We start from the raw sequence: 18,679 nt of genomic DNA, 5'->3' as shown, positions 1-18,679 counted from the left end.
AGTTGGGTAGACTGGCGAGCCGAAATCGGACGCCGGATGAGAAAAGGGGTGTAGACCATGACCTATTCGTGGATGGGGCCGCGCAAGTTGAGCCTGTTGGCCACCGTTGCGCCGCTGTCGATGCTGTTGAGCGCGCCCGCGCTGGCGCAGAGTGTGCCTGCCGCCAATCAGAATGCCGAAGCCAATGCCCAGGTGGCGCAGGGCGCCGAACAGGCGGATGCGGGCACCGGGGGTGATATCGTCGTCACCGGCTCGATCATTCGCGGTGCCGATACCGGCGTTTCGCCAGTCTCGACGATCACCGCCGAAAATCTCGACGCGCGCGGCATCAACACGGTGCAGGCGGGCATTCAGGCGCTGGCATCGAATAACGGCCCGGCGCTGACCAACTCGTTCACCGCCAATGGCGCCTTTGCCAGCGGCGCCTCGTCTGTGTCGCTACGCGGCCTGTCGACCAACTCGACGCTGGTGTTGTTCGACGGCCTGCGCGCCGCCTATTACCCGCTGTCGGATGACGGCACGCGTAACTTCGTCGACCTGAACACCATCCCCGACGACATCGTCGACCGCGTCGAAGTGCTGCGCGACGGCGCCTCGTCGAGCTATGGCGCGGACGCGATCGCCGGTGTGGTCAACATCATCACCAAGCGTTCGGTCAAGGGTGTGATGGGCCGCGCCGAGGCAGGCATCTCGCAGCGCGGCTACAATGCCAATCAGCGCGTCTCGCTGACCGCGGGCACCGGCGACCTCGATGAGCAGGGCTACAACGCCTATGTCAGCGGCTTCTATTATCGCTCGGAAGGCGTCCGCGCGAGCCAGCTGCCCGCGCCCTACAACACCAGCGACGAGCGCGGCATTTGCTCCAACCGCACCGGCAGCCTGGTCTGCGGCCCAAACAACATCGCCAACGGCCTGGATGCGAACAACCAGTATACCAACGGCTTCGCGATCAACACGCCGAACTTCTATGTGCGGCCTGCCGATGCGACCAACACGACCGCGCTCGGCCGCTATCAGCTGCTGAACCCGGCGGCGGGCTGCCTCACCGGCAATCCGTACAATCCGACCGCGGCCGAACTGGCGCTGCCCGCCAACGCCACTGCACCGGGCACCGTCTGCCAGGTCGACAGCCAGCGCCTGTACGGCAACATTACGCCGGACATCGAACGTGTCGGCGGTTCGGCGCGCTTCACCGCCAAGATCGGTGACACGTCGGAAGCCTATCTGCAGGTCAACTTCCAGCAGGCAACGACCAGCTATACCGGCACCCCGACGGTGATCCGCGCCAATGCGCCCGCCGGTATCCTGTTCCCGCAATATTCGACGTCGCAGAATCCGACCTCGGCGATCGACCCGAATTCGGCGATCTTGGCGCTGCCGGTCTATGTCTGCCCGCGCTCGACGGTCGGCGCCTGCAACGCGACCAACGGCACTCTGAACCCGAACAACCCATTCGCCGCCGCAGGGCAGGTCGCCCGTCTGGTCGGCACGCTACCCAACAGTTTCGAATCGACCCAGACCCGCAGCCGCGTCTATCGCGCCGCCTTCGGGATCAACGGCACGATCCTGAACGATGTCGACTACCGTTTCGACGCGACCGCGATGCACACCGATCTGCGCCTCGAGCAGAACGGCTATGTCTACATCCAGCACCTGCTCGATGTGATCAAGGACGGTAGCTACAACTTCGTCAACCCGGGTCTCAACAGCCAGGCGACGCTGAACTATCTGACGCCGACCAACATCACCAACGACAGCTCGGACCTGCTCCAGGCCCAGTTCACGCTGGGCAAAGCGATCATGGCGCTGCCGGGTGGCGATCTGCGCGTCGCGGTCGGCGGCTCGATCTTCTACGAAGCGATCGATGCGCCCAGCGCCAATTCGGACGAGAATGGCCCGACTCAGCGTTATTTCCGCCTGAACGCGTTCGGTACCAAGGGTAACCGTACCGTCTCGTCGGCCTTTTACGAGGTCAACGCGCCGGTGGTGGATCAGCTGACGCTGAACGCCTCGGGCCGCTATGACCATTATTCGAGCGGTCAGAGCGCCTTCTCGCCGAAGTTCGGTGCGATCTTCAAGCCAATCCGCCAGGTGACGCTACGTGGCACCTATTCGCGCGGCTTCCGCATCCCGTCCTTCGGTGAGGCGAACGCGCTGCCCACCACGGGTTACGTGACCCAGTCGTTGAGCAGCATTCCCGATGCCTTCCTGCGCCAGTACAGCATCAATCCGGGCGCGGGTCAGATCTGTTCGCAGAAGACGCCGACCAACTGTTCGGGCTATATCTCCAACTACTCGATCGGCCAGACGACGCTGGCATCGCAGGATCTGGCGCCTGAAAAGTCGCGCAGCTTCACCGCCGGTATCAAGGTCGATCCGGTGCGCGGCCTGTCGCTGACCGTCGACTATTATAACATCCGCAAGACCGGGGCGATCACCACGCCCGATCTGTCGCCTGCGATTGCAGCCTATTATGCGGGCACCGCGATCCCCGGCGGCTTCACGGTCATCCCGGATGCGGTCGACGTGAACAACCCGAACGCCACGCCGAAGATCGCCTTCGTCCGTTCGCAGCTGATCAATGCCCAGACGATCAAGTCCGAAGGTATCGATTTCGGTATCAACGGCTTCTACGATTTCGGTTCGTTCCGCTGGAACACCAACCTGAACGCCAGCCTGATCCTGGAGCTGAGCACGACGGTGGACGGTAAGCGCCAGACCTATGTAGACACGCTGGGCAACTTCAACCTGACGGCCGGTTCGGGCACGTTCGAGTGGAAGGGCAACTGGGTCAATACCTTCGACTTTGGCGACTTCGCGCTGACGGGTACGGTCAACTACACCTCGGGCTATGACCTGTCGGCCATGGACCAGGGCGACGCGTACAAGGATTGCGGCCAGGCTCCGGCTTATTTCGGCTGCCGCGTGAAGAGCTACATTACCGCAGATGCGAACGCGTCGTTCAAGGTCAACGACAAGTTCACATTCTACGTGAACGTACTCAACGTCTTCAACCGCCTGCCCCCGGTCGATCCGGTCACCTATGGCGCGTATCTGTACAACGCGGTGCAGGGTGGCGACGGCATCTTCGGCCGCCAGTTCCGCGCTGGCGCAAAGTTCAACTTCTAACCCCAGGGTTCGCTTCGGCGGATCCCCCTTGCAGGGGCGGTTCCTTCGGGAGCCGCCCCTTTTTCTTTGGTGGTGACCCGCGCCGCGCCCTACCGCCGTTACGCGATCACCGGCTGGTTGCGGCGCGGGCCGGTTCCGGCCTGAGCGTGCGAGGTCGGGATGGTTTCCCGGCCTCGCACAGGGTCAGGCCACCGACAACGCCAGCTTCCCGTCGCCTTCGTCGACGGTGACGGTCGCGCCGTCCTTCACATTCCCGCGCAGGATTTCCTCGGCCAGCGGGTCCTGGAGGTGGCGTTGCACCGCGCGGCGCAGGGGCCTTGCGCCGTAGACGGGGTCATAGCCCACCCGGCCCAGCCATTCGCGGGCGGCGTCGGTCAGGTGCAGCGCGATCTTGCGATCGGCCAGCAGCTTGGCGACGCGGCCGACCTGGATGTCGACGATCGGGCCCATGTGGCTCTGGCCCAGCCGGTGGAACAGGATGATCTCGTCCAGCCGGTTGAGGAATTCGGGGCGGAAATGGCCGCGCACGATTTCCATCACCTGCGGCTCGACGCTCTCTACGCTCTGCCCATCCTCGACATTCGCCAGATACTGGCTGCCCAGGTTCGAGGTCAGGATGATGAGCGTGTTCGAGAAGTCGACCGTGCGCCCCTGGCCATCGGTCAGGCGACCATCGTCCAGCACCTGGAGCAGCACGTTGAACACGTCGCCATGTGCCTTTTCCACCTCGTCGAACAGCACGACCTGATAGGGGCGCCTGCGCACTGCCTCGGTCAGCACGCCGCCTTCCTCATAGCCGACATAGCCGGGAGGGGCGCCGATCAGCCGGGCGACGCTATGCTTCTCCATGAATTCGCTCATGTCGAGGCGCACCATCGCGGATGCGTCGTCGAACAGGAATTCGGCCAGCGCCTTGGTCAGCTCGGTCTTGCCGACGCCCGTGGGGCCGAGGAATAGGAAGCTGCCCAGCGGCCGGTTGGGGTCCTGTAGCCCGGCGCGCGCGCGGCGGACGGCGGTGGAGACGGCGCGAACCGCATCCTCCTGTCCGATGACGCGCTTGCCGATCACCTCCTCCATGCGCAGCAGCTTCTCGCGCTCGCCCTGCATCATCCGGTCGACCGGCACGCCGGTCCAGCGGCTGACCACGCCCGCAATATCGTCGGCGGTCACTTCCTCGCGCAGCATCGCACCCTCGGTCGCGGACTGCGCCTCGGCAAGCTGCTTCTCCAGCTGCGGGATGCGGCCATAGGAGAGTTCACCGGCTTTCGCGAGGTCGCCCGAACGCTGCGCCTGGTCGAGTTCGATCCGCGCCTGGTCGAGCTGTTCCTTCAACTTCGCCTCGCCCGCGATCTTGTCCTTCTCGGCCTGCCAGCGCTGGGTCAGCGCGTGCGACTGTTCCTCCAGATTGGCGAGTTCCTCCTCCAGATGGCCGAGCCGGTCGATGCTGGCGGCGTCACTCTCGCGGCGCAGCCCTTCTCGCTCGATCTTCAGGCGCAGGATGCGGCGGTCGAGCGTCTCGATCTCCTCGGGCTTGGACTCCACCTCCATGCGGATGCGGCTGGCGGCCTCGTCCATCAGGTCGATCGCCTTGTCGGGGAGGAAGCGGTCGGTGATGTAGCGGTTCGACAGCGTCGCCGCCGCCACCAGCGCACCGTCGGTGATACGGACGCCGTGATGGAGTTCGTACTTCTCCTTCAGGCCGCGCAGGATCGAGATGGTGTCCTCGACCGTGGGCTCGCCGACAAAGACGGGCTGGAACCGCCGCTGGAGCGCGGGGTCCTTCTCGACATATTTGCGGTACTCGTCGAGCGTGGTCGCGCCGACGCAGTGCAGCTCACCGCGCGCCAGAGCGGGCTTTAGCAGGTTGGAGGCGTCCATCGCCCCGTCGCCCTTGCCCGCCCCGATCAGCGTGTGCATCTCGTCGATGAACAGGATGATGTCGCCCTCGGCGGCCTTCACCTCGTCGAGCACGCCCTTCAGTCGCTCCTCGAACTCGCCGCGATATTTCGCGCCTGCGATCAGCGCGCCCATGTCGAGCGCCATCAGCTTGCGGTCCTTCAGCGTATCCGGCACGTCGCCATTGGCGATGCGCAGCGCGAGGCCTTCGGCGATCGCGGTCTTGCCGACGCCGGGTTCGCCGATCAGCGCGGGGTTGTTCTTGGTCCGGCGCGCCAGGATCTGGATGGTGCGGCGGATTTCCTCGTCGCGGCCGATGACGGGGTCGAGCTTGCCGTCGCGTGCCACCTGGGTCAGGTCGCGGGCGAACTTCTTGAGCGCGTCGTAACGGTCCTCCGCCCCCGCCGTGTCGGCGGTGCGGCCCTGGCGCAGCTGTTCGATCGCGCCGTTCAGGCTCTGCGGATTGACGCCGCCCGCCGCCAGTGCCTTGCCCGCCGCATTGGTCGAGGCCAGCGCGAGCGCCAGCAGCAGTCGCTCGACGGTGACGAAGCTGTCGCCCGCCTTTTGTGCGACCTGTTCGGCCTGGTCGAGCACGCGGACCAGATCATTGTCGAGGCCGGGCGAGCTTTGCGCGCCCGAGCCGGAGACCGCCGGGATTTTGGCCAGTGCCGCGTCGGTCTCGCGCTCGACGCGCTTGGCGTCGCCGCCCGCCGCCTGGATCAGGCCGGACGCCATGCCCTGATCGTCCTCGATCAAGGCCTTCAGGAGATGTTCGGGGGCAATACGCTGATGGCTGTTGCGGATCGCCACGGTTTGCGCGGCTTGCAGAAAGCCTTTCGCACGGTCGGTGAATTTTTCGAGGTTCATCTGGGGTTCCTGTCGCTTTCCAGGTCAGATGGTGTTGCAATTTAGCAACACAAGGGGTGGGCGGAGTTTCCGTTGCGAACAACATGGGAAGGCCGTTTCGATTGCGAAAGGGTGCCGTCACGAACGCCAAAAATTCCGTCAAAACGGCGGATTGCGGTCCCCGGCGCGCCCGCTATGCTCGTACCATACACCGAGTGGGGAGACTCAAAGCAATGCGTATCAAATCCGTGGCGCTGACCGGCGCCGCCGCCCTTGCGTTCGTCGTGCCGGGGCAGGCCGTGCTGGCCCAGGCGGCGGCGAAGGCCGTCCCGACCACCAAGGCCGCACCCGTCGCCTCGTTGGTGAAGGCGGTCGACATCCCCTATCAGACCTTCACTCTGAAGAACGGCCTTCGCGTCGTCGTCCACACCGACCGCAAGGCGCCCGTCGTCGCGGTCAGCGTCTGGTATGACGTCGGATCGAAGCATGAGCCCAAAGGCAAGACGGGCTTTGCGCACCTCTTCGAGCATCTGATGTTCAACGGATCGGAAAATGCGCCGGGCGACTTCTTCGCACCGCTCAAGTCGGTAGGCGCGACCGACTATAACGGCACCACCTATTTCGACCGGACCAATTATTTCGAGACGGTGCCGACCGCCGCGCTCGACCGCGCATTGTTCCTGGAATCGGATCGCATGGGCTATCTGCTCGGCGCGGTGACGCAAAGCGTGCTCGACGAGCAGCGCGGCGTCGTCCAGAACGAGAAGCGCCAGGGAGACAACCAGCCCTACGGCCTGACCCAGTACAAGGTCCTGAGCGGCCTGTTCCCCGAGGGGCATCCCTACGCCCACTCCACCATCGGTTCGATGGCCGACCTCGACCAGGCCTCGCTGGGGACGGTGAAGGACTGGTTCCGGGAGCATTACGGCCCGAACAACGCCGTGCTGGTGCTGGCCGGTGACATCGACGTCGCCACCGCCAAGCCACTGGTCGAGAAGTATTTCGGCGCGATCAAGCCGGGTCCCAAGAGCGTCCTGCCGACCGTCACCATCCCGACGCTGCCCGCGCCCGTCAACGAGGTGATGAAGGACCGCGTCGCCGCCGTCATGATCAGCCGCAACTGGGCGGTGCCGGGGCTGAACGATCCCGAAACCGCCTCGCTGGTCGTGGCCGGTTCGATCCTGGGCGGGCTCGCCTCGTCGCGGCTCGACAATATCCTGGTGAAGCAGGAAAAGCTGGCGGTGCAGGTGTCGGCGAGCGACCGGCCCTTCGCACAGGTCGGCATGTTCAACATGATGGCGATCGTGCGTCCCGGCGTCGACCCGGCGCTGGTCAACAAGCGGATGGACGAAATCCTCGCCGACTTCCTGAAGAACGGCCCGACCGCCGACGAGGTGCAGCGTGCCGTGACCCGCTTCGTCTCGGGCCGTGTCCAGGGGCTGGAATCGGTCGGCGGCTTCGGCGGCAAGGCGGTCGCGCTGGCCGAGGGGGCGCTCTATTCCAACGATCCCGGCAAATATAAGAAGCAGCTGGAAGGGATCGCCGCGCAGACGCCCGCCACCGTCAAGGCGGCGGCGGACAAGTGGCTGTCGCGCCCGGCCTATACGCTGACCGTCGTGCCGGGGGCGCGCGATGCCTATGAAGAGGCCAAGGTGCCGCCGCGCGCCGATGTGCCAGCCGCGCCCGAACAGGCGCCCAAGGGCACGCGCGGGGCCCTGCCCGATGTCGGACAGGTCAAGCCGCTGAGCTTCCCCGCCGTCCAGCGCAGCCGCCTGGCCAATGGTATCGAGCTGATCTACGCGCAGCGTACCGCCGTGCCGGTCACGCAGATCGCGACCTCGTTCGATGCCGGTATTGCCGCCGACGTCCCCGGCAAGCTGGGCACGCAGCGCATGGTCCAGTCGATGCTCGACGAGGGCACGACCCATCGCAACACCATCGCCATCGCCGAGGAGCAGGAGCGGCTGGGCGCGACGATCGGGTCGAGCGCGTCGAACGACCGCACCGTCGTCGGCCTGGACGTGCCCAGCATCAACCTGGCCCCCGCGCTCGACCTCTATGCCGATATCCTGCGCAACCCGGCCTTCCCCGATCCCGAACTGGCGCGGGTGAAGGCGCAGACGCTGGCGGGCATCAAGCAGGAACTGACGAGCCCGCAGGGGCTGGCGGGCCGCGTCCTGCCGCCGCTCGTCTATGGGCCGACCAGCCCCTATGCCAAGGCGCAAGGGGCGGGTGATCCGGCGGCGGTCGCGGCGATGACCCGCGAGCAGCTCGTCGCGTTCCAGCAGGCATGGCTGCGGCCCGACAAGGCGAAGATCTTCGTCACCTCGGATCGTCCGCTGGCAGAGGTGAAGGCCGCGCTCGACCGGGTGTTCGGCGACTGGAAGGGCAGCGGCGCTGCGGGCGTGAAGAACTTCACCGCGGGCCAGCCTTCGGCGCCGAAGATCGTGCTGGTCAACCGGCCGGACAGCCCCCAGTCGATGATCCTGGCGGGCGCCCCGACGCCGCTGAAGGGCACCGACGACCTGTTGCTGGTCAACACCGCCAACGACGCGCTGGGCGGCAGCTTCCTCAGCCGGATCAACACCGACATCCGCGAGAACAAGCACTGGTCCTACGGCGTCAATGGTCGTTTCCAGGTGTCGGAATTCGCCGCACCCTATGTCATGTCGGCGCCCGTCCAGGCGGACAAGACCGGGCCGTCGATCGACGCGCTGCGGGCGGACGTGACCGAATTCCTGACCACCAAGCCGATGGACCAGACCGAGTTCGACCGGGCGATCACCGGCGCGATCCGATCGCTGTCGGGCAATTTCGAAACCTCGAGTGCGGTCTTGTCGGCGATGCAGACCAACGACCTGCTGCATCGTCCCGACAATTACTATGCGACGATCACCCGGCGTTATCAGGCGATGACGCTGCCCGAGCTGAACAAGTCGATCGAGGGGGCGTTGAACCCCAAGAGCTTCGTCTGGGTGGTGGTCGGCGATGCCAAGACGGTCAAGCCGCAGCTCGACACGCTGGGCCTGCCCGTCGAGGTCATCGAACCGTCGGCGGTCGTCGCACCCGCTCCGGCGGCGCAATAAGGGAGAGTATCAATGGCCGATATCGACGGGACCTGGAACTGCATCGTGAAGTCGCCGCTGGGCGATCAGGAGATGACGCTGACGGTCACGACCGAGGGCGATCGCTTCACCGGCTCGGGCGGCGGCCAGATGGGCGCGATGGACATCGAGGGCGACGTGTCCGGCAACACGATCAGCTGGAAGATGTCGATTAGCTCGCCGATGCCGATGACGCTGGACTGCGAAGCGACCGCCGATGGCGACACGCTGACGGGATCGGTCGGCGCGGGCGCGTTCGGCAGCTTCCCGCTGTCGGGCACCCGCGCGGGGTGACATCCGCGTCCTGAGTTGGGGAAGGGCGGTGCGTCGGAGGACGGGCCGCCCTTTTCTTTGGGGGGCGTGGGCTTCGACTTTGACGCATTGCGCTGAAGTCGAAGCCCACGCCGAAACGCCAACCACATAACCAGTTCAATTCCCGCCAAATCCCGTTACGCTGCCCCCCGAAACCAGAAAAAGGGGACAGGCATGATAGACCGGCGGCATTTCCTGGGCGGCTCGGCCGCACTCGCCGTGGTGGCGGGCAGCGAGGGCGTCGTCGCCCAGAACACCGCGTCCACCCGGCTGACCGCCTTGTTCGATACGCTGGTCCAGGAACAGCTGCGCCGCAGCCCGGAAGGTGCGACCAGTCTCGGCCTCGATACCGGCGCCAATGCCGATCTGCGCAGCCAGCTCTCCGACCAGTCGCCTGCGGGACTCGCGGCGGCGAAAGCCGCGACCAAAGCCGATCTTAGCCGGTTGCAGGCGATCGATCCCGCCACCCTGTTGCCCGAGGAGCGGATCGACCTCGAATCGATCCTCTACACCCGCCGTTCCGCGCAAGCCGTGCAGGCGTTCGACTTCGGCGGCTATTCCTATGGCCCCAGCCCCTATGTCGTGTCGCAGCTGTCGGGGGCGTATCAGTCGGTCCCCGACTTTCTCGATACCAAGCACAAGATCGCGAGCGCGGGGGACGCCGATGCGTATCTGATGCGGATGCGCGCCTTTGCCCGCCAGATCGACGCGCAGACCGACCGGATGCGCCATGATGCGGGGCAGGGCGTGGTGCCGCCCGACTTCATCCTCGACCTGGCGCTCGAACAGATGGGCAAGACGCGCGAGCCAGCCGACCAGGCGCTGGTCGTCCAGTCGCTGGCGCGCCGGACGGCGGACAAGGGGCTGGGCGAGCGCTATGCGGCGCAGGCCGCCAAGCTCTACGACGCCGAGATACTGCCCGCGCTCGACCGCCAGATCGCTTATGCCAGGGGCTTGCGGGCCAAGGCGACGCATGACGCGGGCGTCTGGAAACTGCGCGAGGGGGCGGCCTATTACCCGGTCGCGCTGAAGGCCAATACGACGACCAGCTTCTCGCCCGACGAGGTGCACCGATTCGGCCGCGATCAGGCGGCGATGCTGTCTGCGCGGCTCGACGCGCTGCTGAAGAAGCAGGGCTATACCAAGGGCACGGTGGGTGAGCGCATGGCCGCGCTCTACAAGAACCCGGATCAGCTCTATCCCAACACCGATGAGGGCAAGCGCGCCGCCATCGCCTATTGCAACGCCCGGCTCGATGCGATCCGCACCCGCCTGCCGCAGGTGTTCGAGCGTATTCCGCCCTATGGCTTCGAGGTGCGGCGCGTACCGCCGCAGACCGAGGCGGGGGCCGCGGCGGCCTTTGCACAAGGACCCGCGATCGACGGTTCGCGGCCAGGCCTGGTCTATTTCAACCTGAAGGACAGCGCCGACTGGCCCAAATTCTGTCTGGCGACGACCGTTTATCACGAAGGCCTGCCGGGGCATCAGATGGAGGGCGGCCTCGCGCTGTCCAACACCCGCCTGCCGCTGATCCGCAAGATCAACGGCTTTTCGGGCTATGGCGAGGGCTGGGCGCTGTACGCCGAGCAGCTGGCGGACGAGATCGGCATGTATGACGACGATCCGCTGGGGCAGCTCGGCTATCTGAAATTCCTGCTGTTCCGCGCCAATCGCTGCGTCGTCGATACGGGGCTCCACCATCTGCGCTGGACCCGCGAACAGGCGATCCGCCACTTTGTCGAAGCCGAGGGCGAGGCGGAGGGCTTCGCCACGCGCGAGGTGGAACGCTACTGCGTCAATCCGGGCCAGGCGGCGAGCTACAAGCTGGGCCATTCGGTGTTCGTCGACATTCGCGACCTGGCGAAGAAACAAAAGCGCGCGGCGTTCGACCTGAAGGCGTTCCACACCGCCGTCCTGCGCCACGGCCGCGTGCCGCTCGACGTGCTGCGCCGGATCGGGGAGGAGTGGGCGCGGGCTTGACCTGAATCGCCATGGCGGTGATCTTCCTTCGCGGGAGAACATCGCGATGCAGGGCAACCTTCGGGTCCGGCAGGACAGGGGACGGCGGCGTACGGCGATCGCCGCGACGGCGGGGGTGCATGCCGCGATTCTTGCCCTGCTGCTCTGGGGCGCACCGCATCCCGTGGCCAACGAGGCGGAGCGACCGGCGCTGACGCTGTTCGACCTGCCTCGCCCGCCCGAACCGTTGCCTGCTCCGCCGCCGTCGATCGCGCCCGAGCCGGTTCGGCGCGAGAGCCGCGTTATCCGCCCGACCGAAGGGGGCGGATCGCCCCGATCGATGCGGGCACCGGCCGCCGAACAGGCGGCTCCCGCCGCCGCGACTCCGATGCGGTTCGACCGGGTCAATCTTCCCGCACCGACCGCGGAGATCAGCGCTGATCTGCCGCTGCGCGTCGGTACGGCGGCGTCGGACGGTCGGGGCGTCGGCATCGCCAGCGGACGTGGCACCGGCGGCGAGGGGCAGGGGACGGGCAATGGTCGCGGTGACGGTGATGGACCGGGCGAGGGCGGGCGCCGCATCATGCTGGCCGAATGGATCGAAAAGCCACCCCAGGAGATGATCGACGAGGCCTTTCCCCGCATGGCGCGCGCCAACGGACTCAGTGGCATCGCGGTGCTGATCTGCTTCGTCCCGACGCCTGGTGAACCCAAGAGCTGTTCGATCGCGGCCGAGCGGCCCCGGGGACGGGGCTTCGGTCCAGCGGCGTTGGGTCTCTACCGCAAATTCCGCATTCGCCCGGTCATGAAGGGGGATGACGTCTATCAGGCACGCGTGCTGGTGCCCGTGACCTTTACCCTCAAGAAATAGACGTCGCTCAGCGCACCACCCGCGTGATATGCCCCATCTTGCGCCCCGGCCGCGATTCGCCCTTGCCGTAGAGGTGCAGGTGCGTACCCCTCTCGGTCAGCGCACCTTCCCAGGCGTCGTCGCCGATCAGGTTTTCCATCTCCACCCGCGTGCCGGTCAGCGTCGTGTCGCCCAGCGGCAGGCCGCAGATCGCGCGGATATGGTTTTCGAATTGCGAGGTCTCGGCGCCTTCGATCGTCCAGTGGCCCGAATTGTGGACGCGCGGGGCCATCTCGTTGAACACGGGGCCGTTGTCGGTTGCGAAGAACTCGCAGGCGAGTACGCCGACATAGCCCAGCTCCTCGGCGATGCGGATGGCGAGGGCGGTCGCCTCGTCGGCCTGGGCCGCGATCTCGGGCGGCGCCGGGAGCGTCGAGGTGCGCAGGATCGCGTCGCGGTGGACATTGTGCGGCGGGTCGTAGCGCACGGTCTTCCCGTCTTCCCCACGCGCGATCAGGATCGAGAATTCGTGGCTGAAATGGATGAACCCCTCCAGCACCGCCGGGCCCCCGATCGCCTCGAAGGCGGCGGGCGCCTCGGCCACGTCGCGGATCAGCACCTGGCCCTTGCCGTCATAGCCGAAGCGCGTGGTCTTCAGGATGGCGGGGCAGCCGATCCGCTCCAGCGCGGCGGTCAGGTCGGCGGCGCAGTTCACCTCGGCCCAGGGGGCGGGGCGGCCGCCGACCTTTTCGACGAAGCTCTTCTCGGCGATCCGGTCCTGCGCGACGCGGAGCGCGGCAGGCGAGGGATGGACGGGCAACCGCTCGGCCAGCCATTCGACCGGCGTGACGTCGACATTCTCGAACTCGTAGGTCACGACGTCGCAGGCGGCGACGAAATCGGCCAGCACGACCTTGTTGTGATAGTCGGCACGGGTCAGCGAGGACGCGGTCTGCGCCGCGACGCTTTCCTCATCGGGGGCCAGCACATGGGTGCGATAGCCGAGCTGCGCGGCGGCCACCGCCAGCATCCGGCCCAGCTGGCCGCCGCCCAAAATCCCGATCGTCGCGCCCGGCTTCAACATCTGGCTTTACCCTTGTGGATCGTTGGCGACGCTGTCGGTCTGGCGCTGGCGCCACGCCTTCAGTCGCTCGGCGAGGTCTTCGTCTGACAGCGACAGGATCGAGGCGGCGAGCAGGCCTGCGTTGATCGCGCCCGCCTTGCCGATGGCCAGTGTGCCGACGGGGATGCCGCCGGGCATCTGGACGATCGAGAGCAGGCTATCCATGCCTTTCAGCGCCTTGGATTCGACCGGCACCCCCAGCACGGGCAGATGGGTCATCGAGGCCGCCATGCCCGGCAGATGCGCGGCACCGCCCGCACCCGCGATGATGACCTTGATCCCGCGATCGGCGGCGGTGGTCGCATAGTCGTACAGCCGCTGCGGCGTGCGATGCGCGGAGACGACGCGGGTTTCGTGGGTCACGCCCAGCGCCTCGAGCGTCTCGGCGGCGTGCCGCATGGTTTCCCAGTCCGAAGTGGACCCCATGATGATCCCGACCGACATCATATCCGCTGTTCCGCCTTAGCCCCTGTGGCCCCGGTGCCGGGGGAAGCGGCTGACTAGCGGGACGGGGCGAGGGGGGCAAGTTTCCGTATGCATTCGGGCGAATTTGCGCGAATCTTTGGCGGGGGCGGTGCGTGGGCTTCGACTTCGCTCAGCCTGAACGGCGGTTGGGGAAGATTATCCTCCCCAGCATGGGGAGGGGGACCATGCGCAGCATGGTGGAGGGGGCGTGCCGCGCGGGATGTCCCTTGTGGAGAACCCCCTCCGTCAGGCCTGTGGCCTGCCACCTCCCCGTACCGGGGAGGAGTGAGTTTACCGCTCCGACAGATAGTAGCGATCGGTCGGGGTCAGGTCGTCGGCCAGCTCGTAGACGATCGGCTGCGCGGTCGGGATTTCCAGCCCCGTGATCTCGTCGTCCGGGATGTTCGACAGATGCTTGACCAGCGCGCGCAGCGAGTTGCCATGGGCCGAGATCAGTACCCGGTTGCCGTCGCGCAGCGCGGGCGCGATGCGTTCGTCCCAATAGGGCAGGACGCGCGCGATCGTGTCCTTCAGGCTTTCGGTCTGCGGCACGTCGATGCCCTTGTAGCGGATGTCGTTCGACACATCGAACTCGCCGCCCGCCTCGGCCGGGGGCGGGGGCACGTCGAAGCTGCGGCGCCAGATCTTCACCTGCTCGTCGCCATGCTTGGCCGCCGTCTCCGCCTTGTCCAGGCCGGTGAGGCCGCCATAATGACGCTCGTTCAGCCGCCAATGCTTCTCGGTCGGCAGCCAGAGGCGGCCCATCGTCTCCAGCGCCAGGTTCAGCGTCTTGATCGCGCGGGTCTGCAGGCTGGTGAAGGTCAGGTCGAAGTCGAGGCCCTTCTCCGCCATCATCGCGCCCGCCGCGCGTGCCTCGGCGGCGCCTTGCGCGGTCACGTCGACGTCCCACCAGCCGGTGAAGCGATTTTCCAGGTTCCAGGCGGACTGGCCGTGGCGGATCAGGACGAGCTGGGGCATGGAAACTCCTTGTATGTGATGACGCCCGCATAAAGACACGGGCGGTCTGGGTCGAGGTCAGCCGCGGAAGCGGGCTTGGATGGAGGCGGGATTGGCCTTCAGCACACGGCCCATGCGCGTCGGCCGGTCGAGCAGTTCGCCGCCGCAATCGGGGCAGGTCTCGTCCAGCTCGTCGGCGCATTCCGCGCAGAAAGTGGTCTCCAGCGAACAGATGAACGCGCCGCCCTGGGACGCGGGCAGGTCCGCGCCGCAGCGCTCGCAATCGGGGCGCATCTCCAGCATCAGGCGGCCACCTCGCGCACCACGTCGCAGATGCGGTCGACCAGCGTCTCCACCTGACGCTTGTCCTCGCCCTCGGCCATCACGCGGATGACCGGCTCGGTGCCAGATGGACGGATGACCAGGCGGCCGCGCCCGGCCAGCTCGGCCTCGGCGGCGGCGATGACGCCCTGCACCTTCTCATGCTCCAGCGGCTTGCCGCCCGCGAAGCGGACATTCTTGAGCAGCTGCGGCAGCGGATCGAAGCGGTGGAGGACCTCGCTGGCGGGCGCGCCCGCGCGCTTCAGCTCGGCCAGCACCTGGAGCGCGGCGACCAGACCGTCACCAGTGCGCGCATAGTCGGACAGGATGATATGCCCCGACTGCTCGCCGCCGACATTATAGCCGCGCGTACGCATCGCCTCCAGCACATGGCGGTCGCCGACCTTGGTGCGGACCAGGCCCAGTCCCTGTGCGGCGAGGTGGCGCTCCAGACCCAGGTTCGACATGACGGTGGCGACCAGGCCGCCGCCCGCCAGCCGCCCTTCGCGCGCATAGCTGGTCGCGATCATCGCCATCAGCTGGTCGCCGTCGACGACCTGGCCATGCTCGTCGACGATGATGAGCCGGTCGGCATCGCCGTCCAGCGCGATGCCGATATCCGCGCCGCTGGCGACCACCGTCTCGGCCAGCGTCTGCGGCGCGGTCGAGCCGACGCCGTCATTGATGTTGGTGCCGTTGGGCGTGACGCCGATCGCGACCACGTCCGCGCCCAGTTCCCACAGGGCGGCGGGCGCGACCTTGTACGCCGCGCCGTTGGCGCAGTCGATCACGACGCGCAGGCCGTCGAGGCGAAGCGCCTGCGGGAAGGTCGACTTGGCGAAGTGGATATAGCGCCCGGCAGCGTCATCGACCCGGCGCGCGCGGCCGATCTTGCCCGAGGGGACGAGCGGCACCTTCTGCTCGAGCAGGTCCTCGATCGATTCCTCGGCCTCGTCGGACAGCTTGTAGCCGTCGGGGCCGAACAGCTTGATGCCGTTGTCGGCGAACGGGTTGTGGCTGGCCGAGATCATCACGCCGATGTCGGCGCGCATCGAATGGGTCAGCATCGCGACTGCGGGTGTCGGCAGCGGCCCGAGCATGACGACATCCATGCCGACGCTAGTGAAACCCGCGACCAGCGCCGATTCGAGCATATAGCCCGACAGGCGCGTGTCCTTGCCGATGACGACGCGGTGGCGATGATCGCCGCGTAGGAAATAGGCACCGGCGGCCATGCCGACCTTCATCGCCATTTCGGCCGTCATGACCGGGCCGTTGGTCGCGCCGCGAATGCCATCAGTGCCGAAATATTTTCTTGCCATGCGGCCAAGTCCCTGCCGGATTAAGAGGATGTGGAATAATCGGGTTGCGCGCATCCTTTAGCGCGACCTTTGCCAAAGCTCAAAACACGCGGGAAAAGCTCCATGTCGCGCGCGACCCTGATCCTTATTTGCCTTGCCGCCGGTCTGCTGATCGGCGTGGGGGCGGCGGCGCTGGCCCCTGCGGCGGCGGCGGGCGCGGTGTTCGTGGCGCGGCCGGTCGGGACCTTGTGGCTGAACGGGTTGCAGATGACGGTCATTCCGCTGGTCGTCACGCTGCTGATTACCGGCGTCGCCTCGACCGCGCAGGCGGCGCAGGCGGGACGGATCGCCGGGCGGGCGATCGTGACCTTCCTGGTGCTGGTCACGCTGACCGCGACCATGGCGGCGCTGGTCACGCCCGGCCTGCTGCACCTGCTGCCTATCCCGCGCGAGGCGGCGGCCGCGCTGAAGGCGGCTCTCGGTCATGCCGAGCCGGTCGCGCCGCCGCCGCCGATCGCCGAGTTCGTCACCGGCATCGTGCCGACCAACATCTTTGCCGCCGCGACCAACAATGCGTTGCTGTCGCTGATCCTGTTCACCCTGGCCTTCGCCTTTGCGATCACCCGGATCGAGAGCGAGGGGCGGGCGCTGCTGCTGCGCTTCTTCACCGCGATCCGCGACGCGATGCTGGTCCTGATCGGATGGGTGCTGTGGCTGGCGCCGCTCGGCGTCTTCGCACTGGCCTTCGTCGTCGGCGCGACGGCGGGGGGCGGGGCGTTCGGGGCGCTGGCGCATTATATCACGATCATCGCCAGCGTCGGTGTCATCGTCATGCTGATGGCCTACGGCGTCGCGGGTCTGGCGGCGCGGGTGCCGCTGCCCCGCTTTGCCCGCGCGCTGGCCCCGGCGCAGGCGGTGGCGATTTCAACCCAAAGCTCGCTCGCCAGCCTGCCCGCGATGATCGAGGGGACGAAGACGTTGCGCATCGCGCCTGCGACCGCCGGGCTCGTCCTGCCGATGGCGGTCGCGATGTTCCGGGGAACGCAGCCCGCGATGAACGTGGCGGTGGCGCTCTACATCGCCGACTGGTTCGGCATCGTGCCCGGCTTGCCCTCGGTCGCCGCTGCCGTGGTGGTCGCGATCCTGTGTTCGCTGGGCTCGGCGAGCTTGCCGTCGCAGATCACCTTCTTCGCCTCGATCGCGCCAGTCTGCGTCGCGCTGGGGGTACCCGCCGCGCCGCTCGGGCTGCTCATCGCGGTGGAGACGATTCCTGACATCTTCCGCACGCTGGGCAATGTCAGCATGGACCTTGCCGCCACCGCGACTGTTTCCCGCCTGAGCGGTACGATCGATGAGGACATTCCATGAAATATCGTACGTTAGGCCCCGAGTTCGAGGTTTCCGCGCTGGGCCTGGGCTGCATGCCGATGGCCGGTGTCGGCAAGAATATGTATGGCGAGGCGAACGAGGCGGAGAGCATCGCCACCATCCACCGCGCGATCGAGCTGGGTATGACGCTGTTCGACACCGCCGAAATTTATGGCCCGTTGGTCAACGAGGAACTGGTCGGCCGCGCCATTCGCGGCAAGCGCGACGCGGTGGTGATCGCGACCAAGTTCGGCTTTCGCTATGACGAGAACGGCATGACCGGCGTGGATTCGACCCCGGCGAACGTCCAGCGGGCCTGCGAGGGCTCGCTCAAGCGGCTGGGCGTCGAGACGATCGACCTGTTCTACCAGCACCGCGTCGACCCCAATGTCCCGATCGAGGAGACGGTCGGCGCGATGGGCCGACTGGTCGAGCAGGGTAAGGTCCGGCGGCTGGGCCTGTCGGAGGCCAGCGCCGAGACGATCCGCCGCGCCGCCGCCGTCCATCCGATCGCGGCGGTCCAATCCGAATATTCGCTGTGGGAACGCGATGTCGAGGCGGACATCCTGCCCGTGGTGCGCGAACTGGGTATCGGCTTCGTGCCGTACAGTCCGCTGGGACGCGGCTTCCTGACCGGGCAGATCACCCGGCGCGAGGATCTGCCCGAGGGGGATTATCGGCGCAACGACCCGCGCTATTCGGAGGAGAATTTCGACCGCAACATGAAGGTGGTCGAGGTGGTGAAGGAAATCGCCGTCGCGCATGACGCCAGTGCCGCACAGGTGGCGCTGGCGTGGCTGCTGGCGCAGGGCGAGGACATCGTTCCGATCCCCGGTTCCAAGCGGCGCGCGACGCTGGAGGATTCGATGAAGGCGGCGGAGCTGGTGCTGTCGGCGGAGGAACTGGCCAGGCTCGATGCGGCCTCCCCACGCGGCGGCACGGCCGGGCCGCGCTATGGCGAGCGCGCGATGGCGATGACGCGGCTCTGAGGCCAAAACCCACCTTCCGTTCGCACTGAGCGAAGTCGAAGTGCTAGGGGCGCCGCCCG

General features: G+C 66.8%; 13 protein-coding genes. 7 read left to right on the top strand and 6 right to left on the bottom strand.

Annotated elements, in window-relative coordinates; genetic code table 11:
* The first annotated feature begins 57 nt into the window (after positions 1-57).
* The gene (locus AC1GI4_RS09130) at positions 58-3,129 is read left to right on the top strand and encodes a TonB-dependent receptor domain-containing protein (RefSeq protein ID WP_294274815.1); all 3,072 of its coding nucleotides are present in this window, start codon (positions 58-60) and stop codon (positions 3,127-3,129) included.
* A gap of 183 nt (positions 3,130-3,312) precedes the next feature.
* On the opposite strand, the gene clpB is transcribed toward AC1GI4_RS09130, so the two are convergent.
* On the bottom strand, positions 3,313-5,892 hold the full coding sequence (gene clpB / locus AC1GI4_RS09125) for an ATP-dependent chaperone ClpB (RefSeq protein ID WP_479629307.1): 2,580 nt from the start codon (positions 5,890-5,892) through the stop codon (positions 3,313-3,315).
* Between the two features lie 212 nt (positions 5,893-6,104).
* Between clpB and AC1GI4_RS09120 the strand changes: the two genes are divergently transcribed.
* The 4 genes from AC1GI4_RS09120 (at position 6,105) to AC1GI4_RS09105 (ending at position 12,117) form a co-directional block, all read left to right on the top strand.
* Positions 6,105-8,957 carry a M16 family metallopeptidase gene (locus AC1GI4_RS09120; protein ID WP_479629306.1) on the top strand — a complete coding sequence of 951 codons (2,853 nt, stop codon included), beginning with the start codon at positions 6,105-6,107 and terminating at the stop codon, positions 8,955-8,957.
* A gap of 12 nt (positions 8,958-8,969) precedes the next feature.
* Complete coding sequence (locus tag AC1GI4_RS09115; protein ID WP_058716715.1) at positions 8,970-9,269, top strand: hypothetical protein; 300 nt, start codon at positions 8,970-8,972, stop codon at positions 9,267-9,269.
* A 192-nt stretch (positions 9,270-9,461) separates the two neighbouring features.
* Positions 9,462-11,267 (top strand): DUF885 domain-containing protein, encoded by a 1,806-nt coding sequence (locus tag AC1GI4_RS09110; RefSeq protein WP_479629305.1) that lies wholly within the window; start codon positions 9,462-9,464, stop codon positions 11,265-11,267.
* 46 nt (positions 11,268-11,313) lie between these two features.
* The gene (locus tag AC1GI4_RS09105) at positions 11,314-12,117 is read left to right on the top strand and encodes an energy transducer TonB (protein WP_479629304.1); all 804 of its coding nucleotides are present in this window, start codon (positions 11,314-11,316) and stop codon (positions 12,115-12,117) included.
* Between the two features lie 7 nt (positions 12,118-12,124).
* On the opposite strand, the gene AC1GI4_RS09100 is transcribed toward AC1GI4_RS09105, so the two are convergent.
* From AC1GI4_RS09100 to glmM, 5 genes are all read right to left on the bottom strand, one after another.
* A complete protein-coding gene (locus AC1GI4_RS09100) occupies positions 12,125-13,180 on the bottom strand; it encodes a 5-(carboxyamino)imidazole ribonucleotide synthase (RefSeq protein WP_479629303.1) in 1,056 nt (351 codons plus the stop codon).
* A gap of 6 nt (positions 13,181-13,186) precedes the next feature.
* Positions 13,187-13,645 carry a 5-(carboxyamino)imidazole ribonucleotide mutase gene (purE, locus tag AC1GI4_RS09095; RefSeq protein WP_433909620.1) on the bottom strand — a complete coding sequence of 153 codons (459 nt, stop codon included), beginning with the start codon at positions 13,643-13,645 and terminating at the stop codon, positions 13,187-13,189.
* Positions 13,646-13,975: 330 nt separating this feature from the next.
* Positions 13,976-14,662 carry a 2,3-diphosphoglycerate-dependent phosphoglycerate mutase gene (gene gpmA, locus AC1GI4_RS09090; protein WP_058731958.1) on the bottom strand — a complete coding sequence of 229 codons (687 nt, stop codon included), beginning with the start codon at positions 14,660-14,662 and terminating at the stop codon, positions 13,976-13,978.
* Positions 14,663-14,719: 57 nt separating this feature from the next.
* Positions 14,720-14,944 (bottom strand): DUF1272 domain-containing protein, encoded by a 225-nt coding sequence (locus AC1GI4_RS09085; protein WP_294274831.1) that lies wholly within the window; start codon positions 14,942-14,944, stop codon positions 14,720-14,722.
* Entirely contained in the window at positions 14,944-16,284 is a 1,341-nt protein-coding gene (gene glmM, locus AC1GI4_RS09080) for a phosphoglucosamine mutase (RefSeq protein WP_433909622.1), read from the bottom strand. The genes AC1GI4_RS09085 and glmM overlap by 1 nt, the downstream gene beginning before the upstream one ends.
* A 102-nt stretch (positions 16,285-16,386) precedes the next feature.
* Here glmM and AC1GI4_RS09075 point away from each other — a divergent pair, with 102 nt between their 5' ends.
* Together AC1GI4_RS09075 and AC1GI4_RS09070 are read left to right on the top strand one after the other, a co-directional pair.
* Entirely contained in the window at positions 16,387-17,631 is a 1,245-nt protein-coding gene (locus AC1GI4_RS09075; protein WP_479629302.1) for a dicarboxylate/amino acid:cation symporter, read from the top strand.
* Positions 17,628-18,620, top strand: a complete 993-nt coding sequence (locus AC1GI4_RS09070; protein ID WP_479629301.1) for an aldo/keto reductase — start codon at positions 17,628-17,630, stop codon at positions 18,618-18,620. Before AC1GI4_RS09075 ends, AC1GI4_RS09070 begins: the two co-directional genes overlap by 4 nt.
* The last annotated feature ends 59 nt before the right edge of the window (positions 18,621-18,679 follow it).

The organism is Sphingomonas sp. 77B (assembly GCF_056497825.1).
The sequence above is the reverse complement of the archived record's forward strand: the minus strand, read 5'-3'. Positions and strand labels throughout refer to the sequence as shown.

What these genes read in the sequence shown, in the direction of transcription:
- AC1GI4_RS09130 (WP_294274815.1), top strand. Translation starts at nt 58, where the DNA reads ATGACCTATTCGTGGATGGGGCCGCGCAAGTTGAGCCTGTTGGCCACC.
- clpB (WP_479629307.1), bottom strand. Translation starts at nt 5,892, where the DNA reads ATGAACCTCGAAAAATTCACCGACCGTGCGAAAGGCTTTCTGCAAGCC.
- AC1GI4_RS09120 (WP_479629306.1), top strand. Translation starts at nt 6,105, where the DNA reads ATGCGTATCAAATCCGTGGCGCTGACCGGCGCCGCCGCCCTTGCGTTC.
- AC1GI4_RS09115 (WP_058716715.1), top strand. Translation starts at nt 8,970, where the DNA reads ATGGCCGATATCGACGGGACCTGGAACTGCATCGTGAAGTCGCCGCTG.
- AC1GI4_RS09110 (WP_479629305.1), top strand. Translation starts at nt 9,462, where the DNA reads ATGATAGACCGGCGGCATTTCCTGGGCGGCTCGGCCGCACTCGCCGTG.
- AC1GI4_RS09105 (WP_479629304.1), top strand. Translation starts at nt 11,314, where the DNA reads ATGCAGGGCAACCTTCGGGTCCGGCAGGACAGGGGACGGCGGCGTACG.
- AC1GI4_RS09100 (WP_479629303.1), bottom strand. Translation starts at nt 13,180, where the DNA reads ATGTTGAAGCCGGGCGCGACGATCGGGATTTTGGGCGGCGGCCAGCTG.
- purE (WP_433909620.1), bottom strand. Translation starts at nt 13,645, where the DNA reads ATGGGGTCCACTTCGGACTGGGAAACCATGCGGCACGCCGCCGAGACG.
- gpmA (WP_058731958.1), bottom strand. Translation starts at nt 14,662, where the DNA reads ATGCCCCAGCTCGTCCTGATCCGCCACGGCCAGTCCGCCTGGAACCTG.
- AC1GI4_RS09085 (WP_294274831.1), bottom strand. Translation starts at nt 14,944, where the DNA reads ATGCTGGAGATGCGCCCCGATTGCGAGCGCTGCGGCGCGGACCTGCCC.
- glmM (WP_433909622.1), bottom strand. Translation starts at nt 16,284, where the DNA reads ATGGCAAGAAAATATTTCGGCACTGATGGCATTCGCGGCGCGACCAAC.
- AC1GI4_RS09075 (WP_479629302.1), top strand. Translation starts at nt 16,387, where the DNA reads ATGTCGCGCGCGACCCTGATCCTTATTTGCCTTGCCGCCGGTCTGCTG.
- AC1GI4_RS09070 (WP_479629301.1), top strand. Translation starts at nt 17,628, where the DNA reads ATGAAATATCGTACGTTAGGCCCCGAGTTCGAGGTTTCCGCGCTGGGC.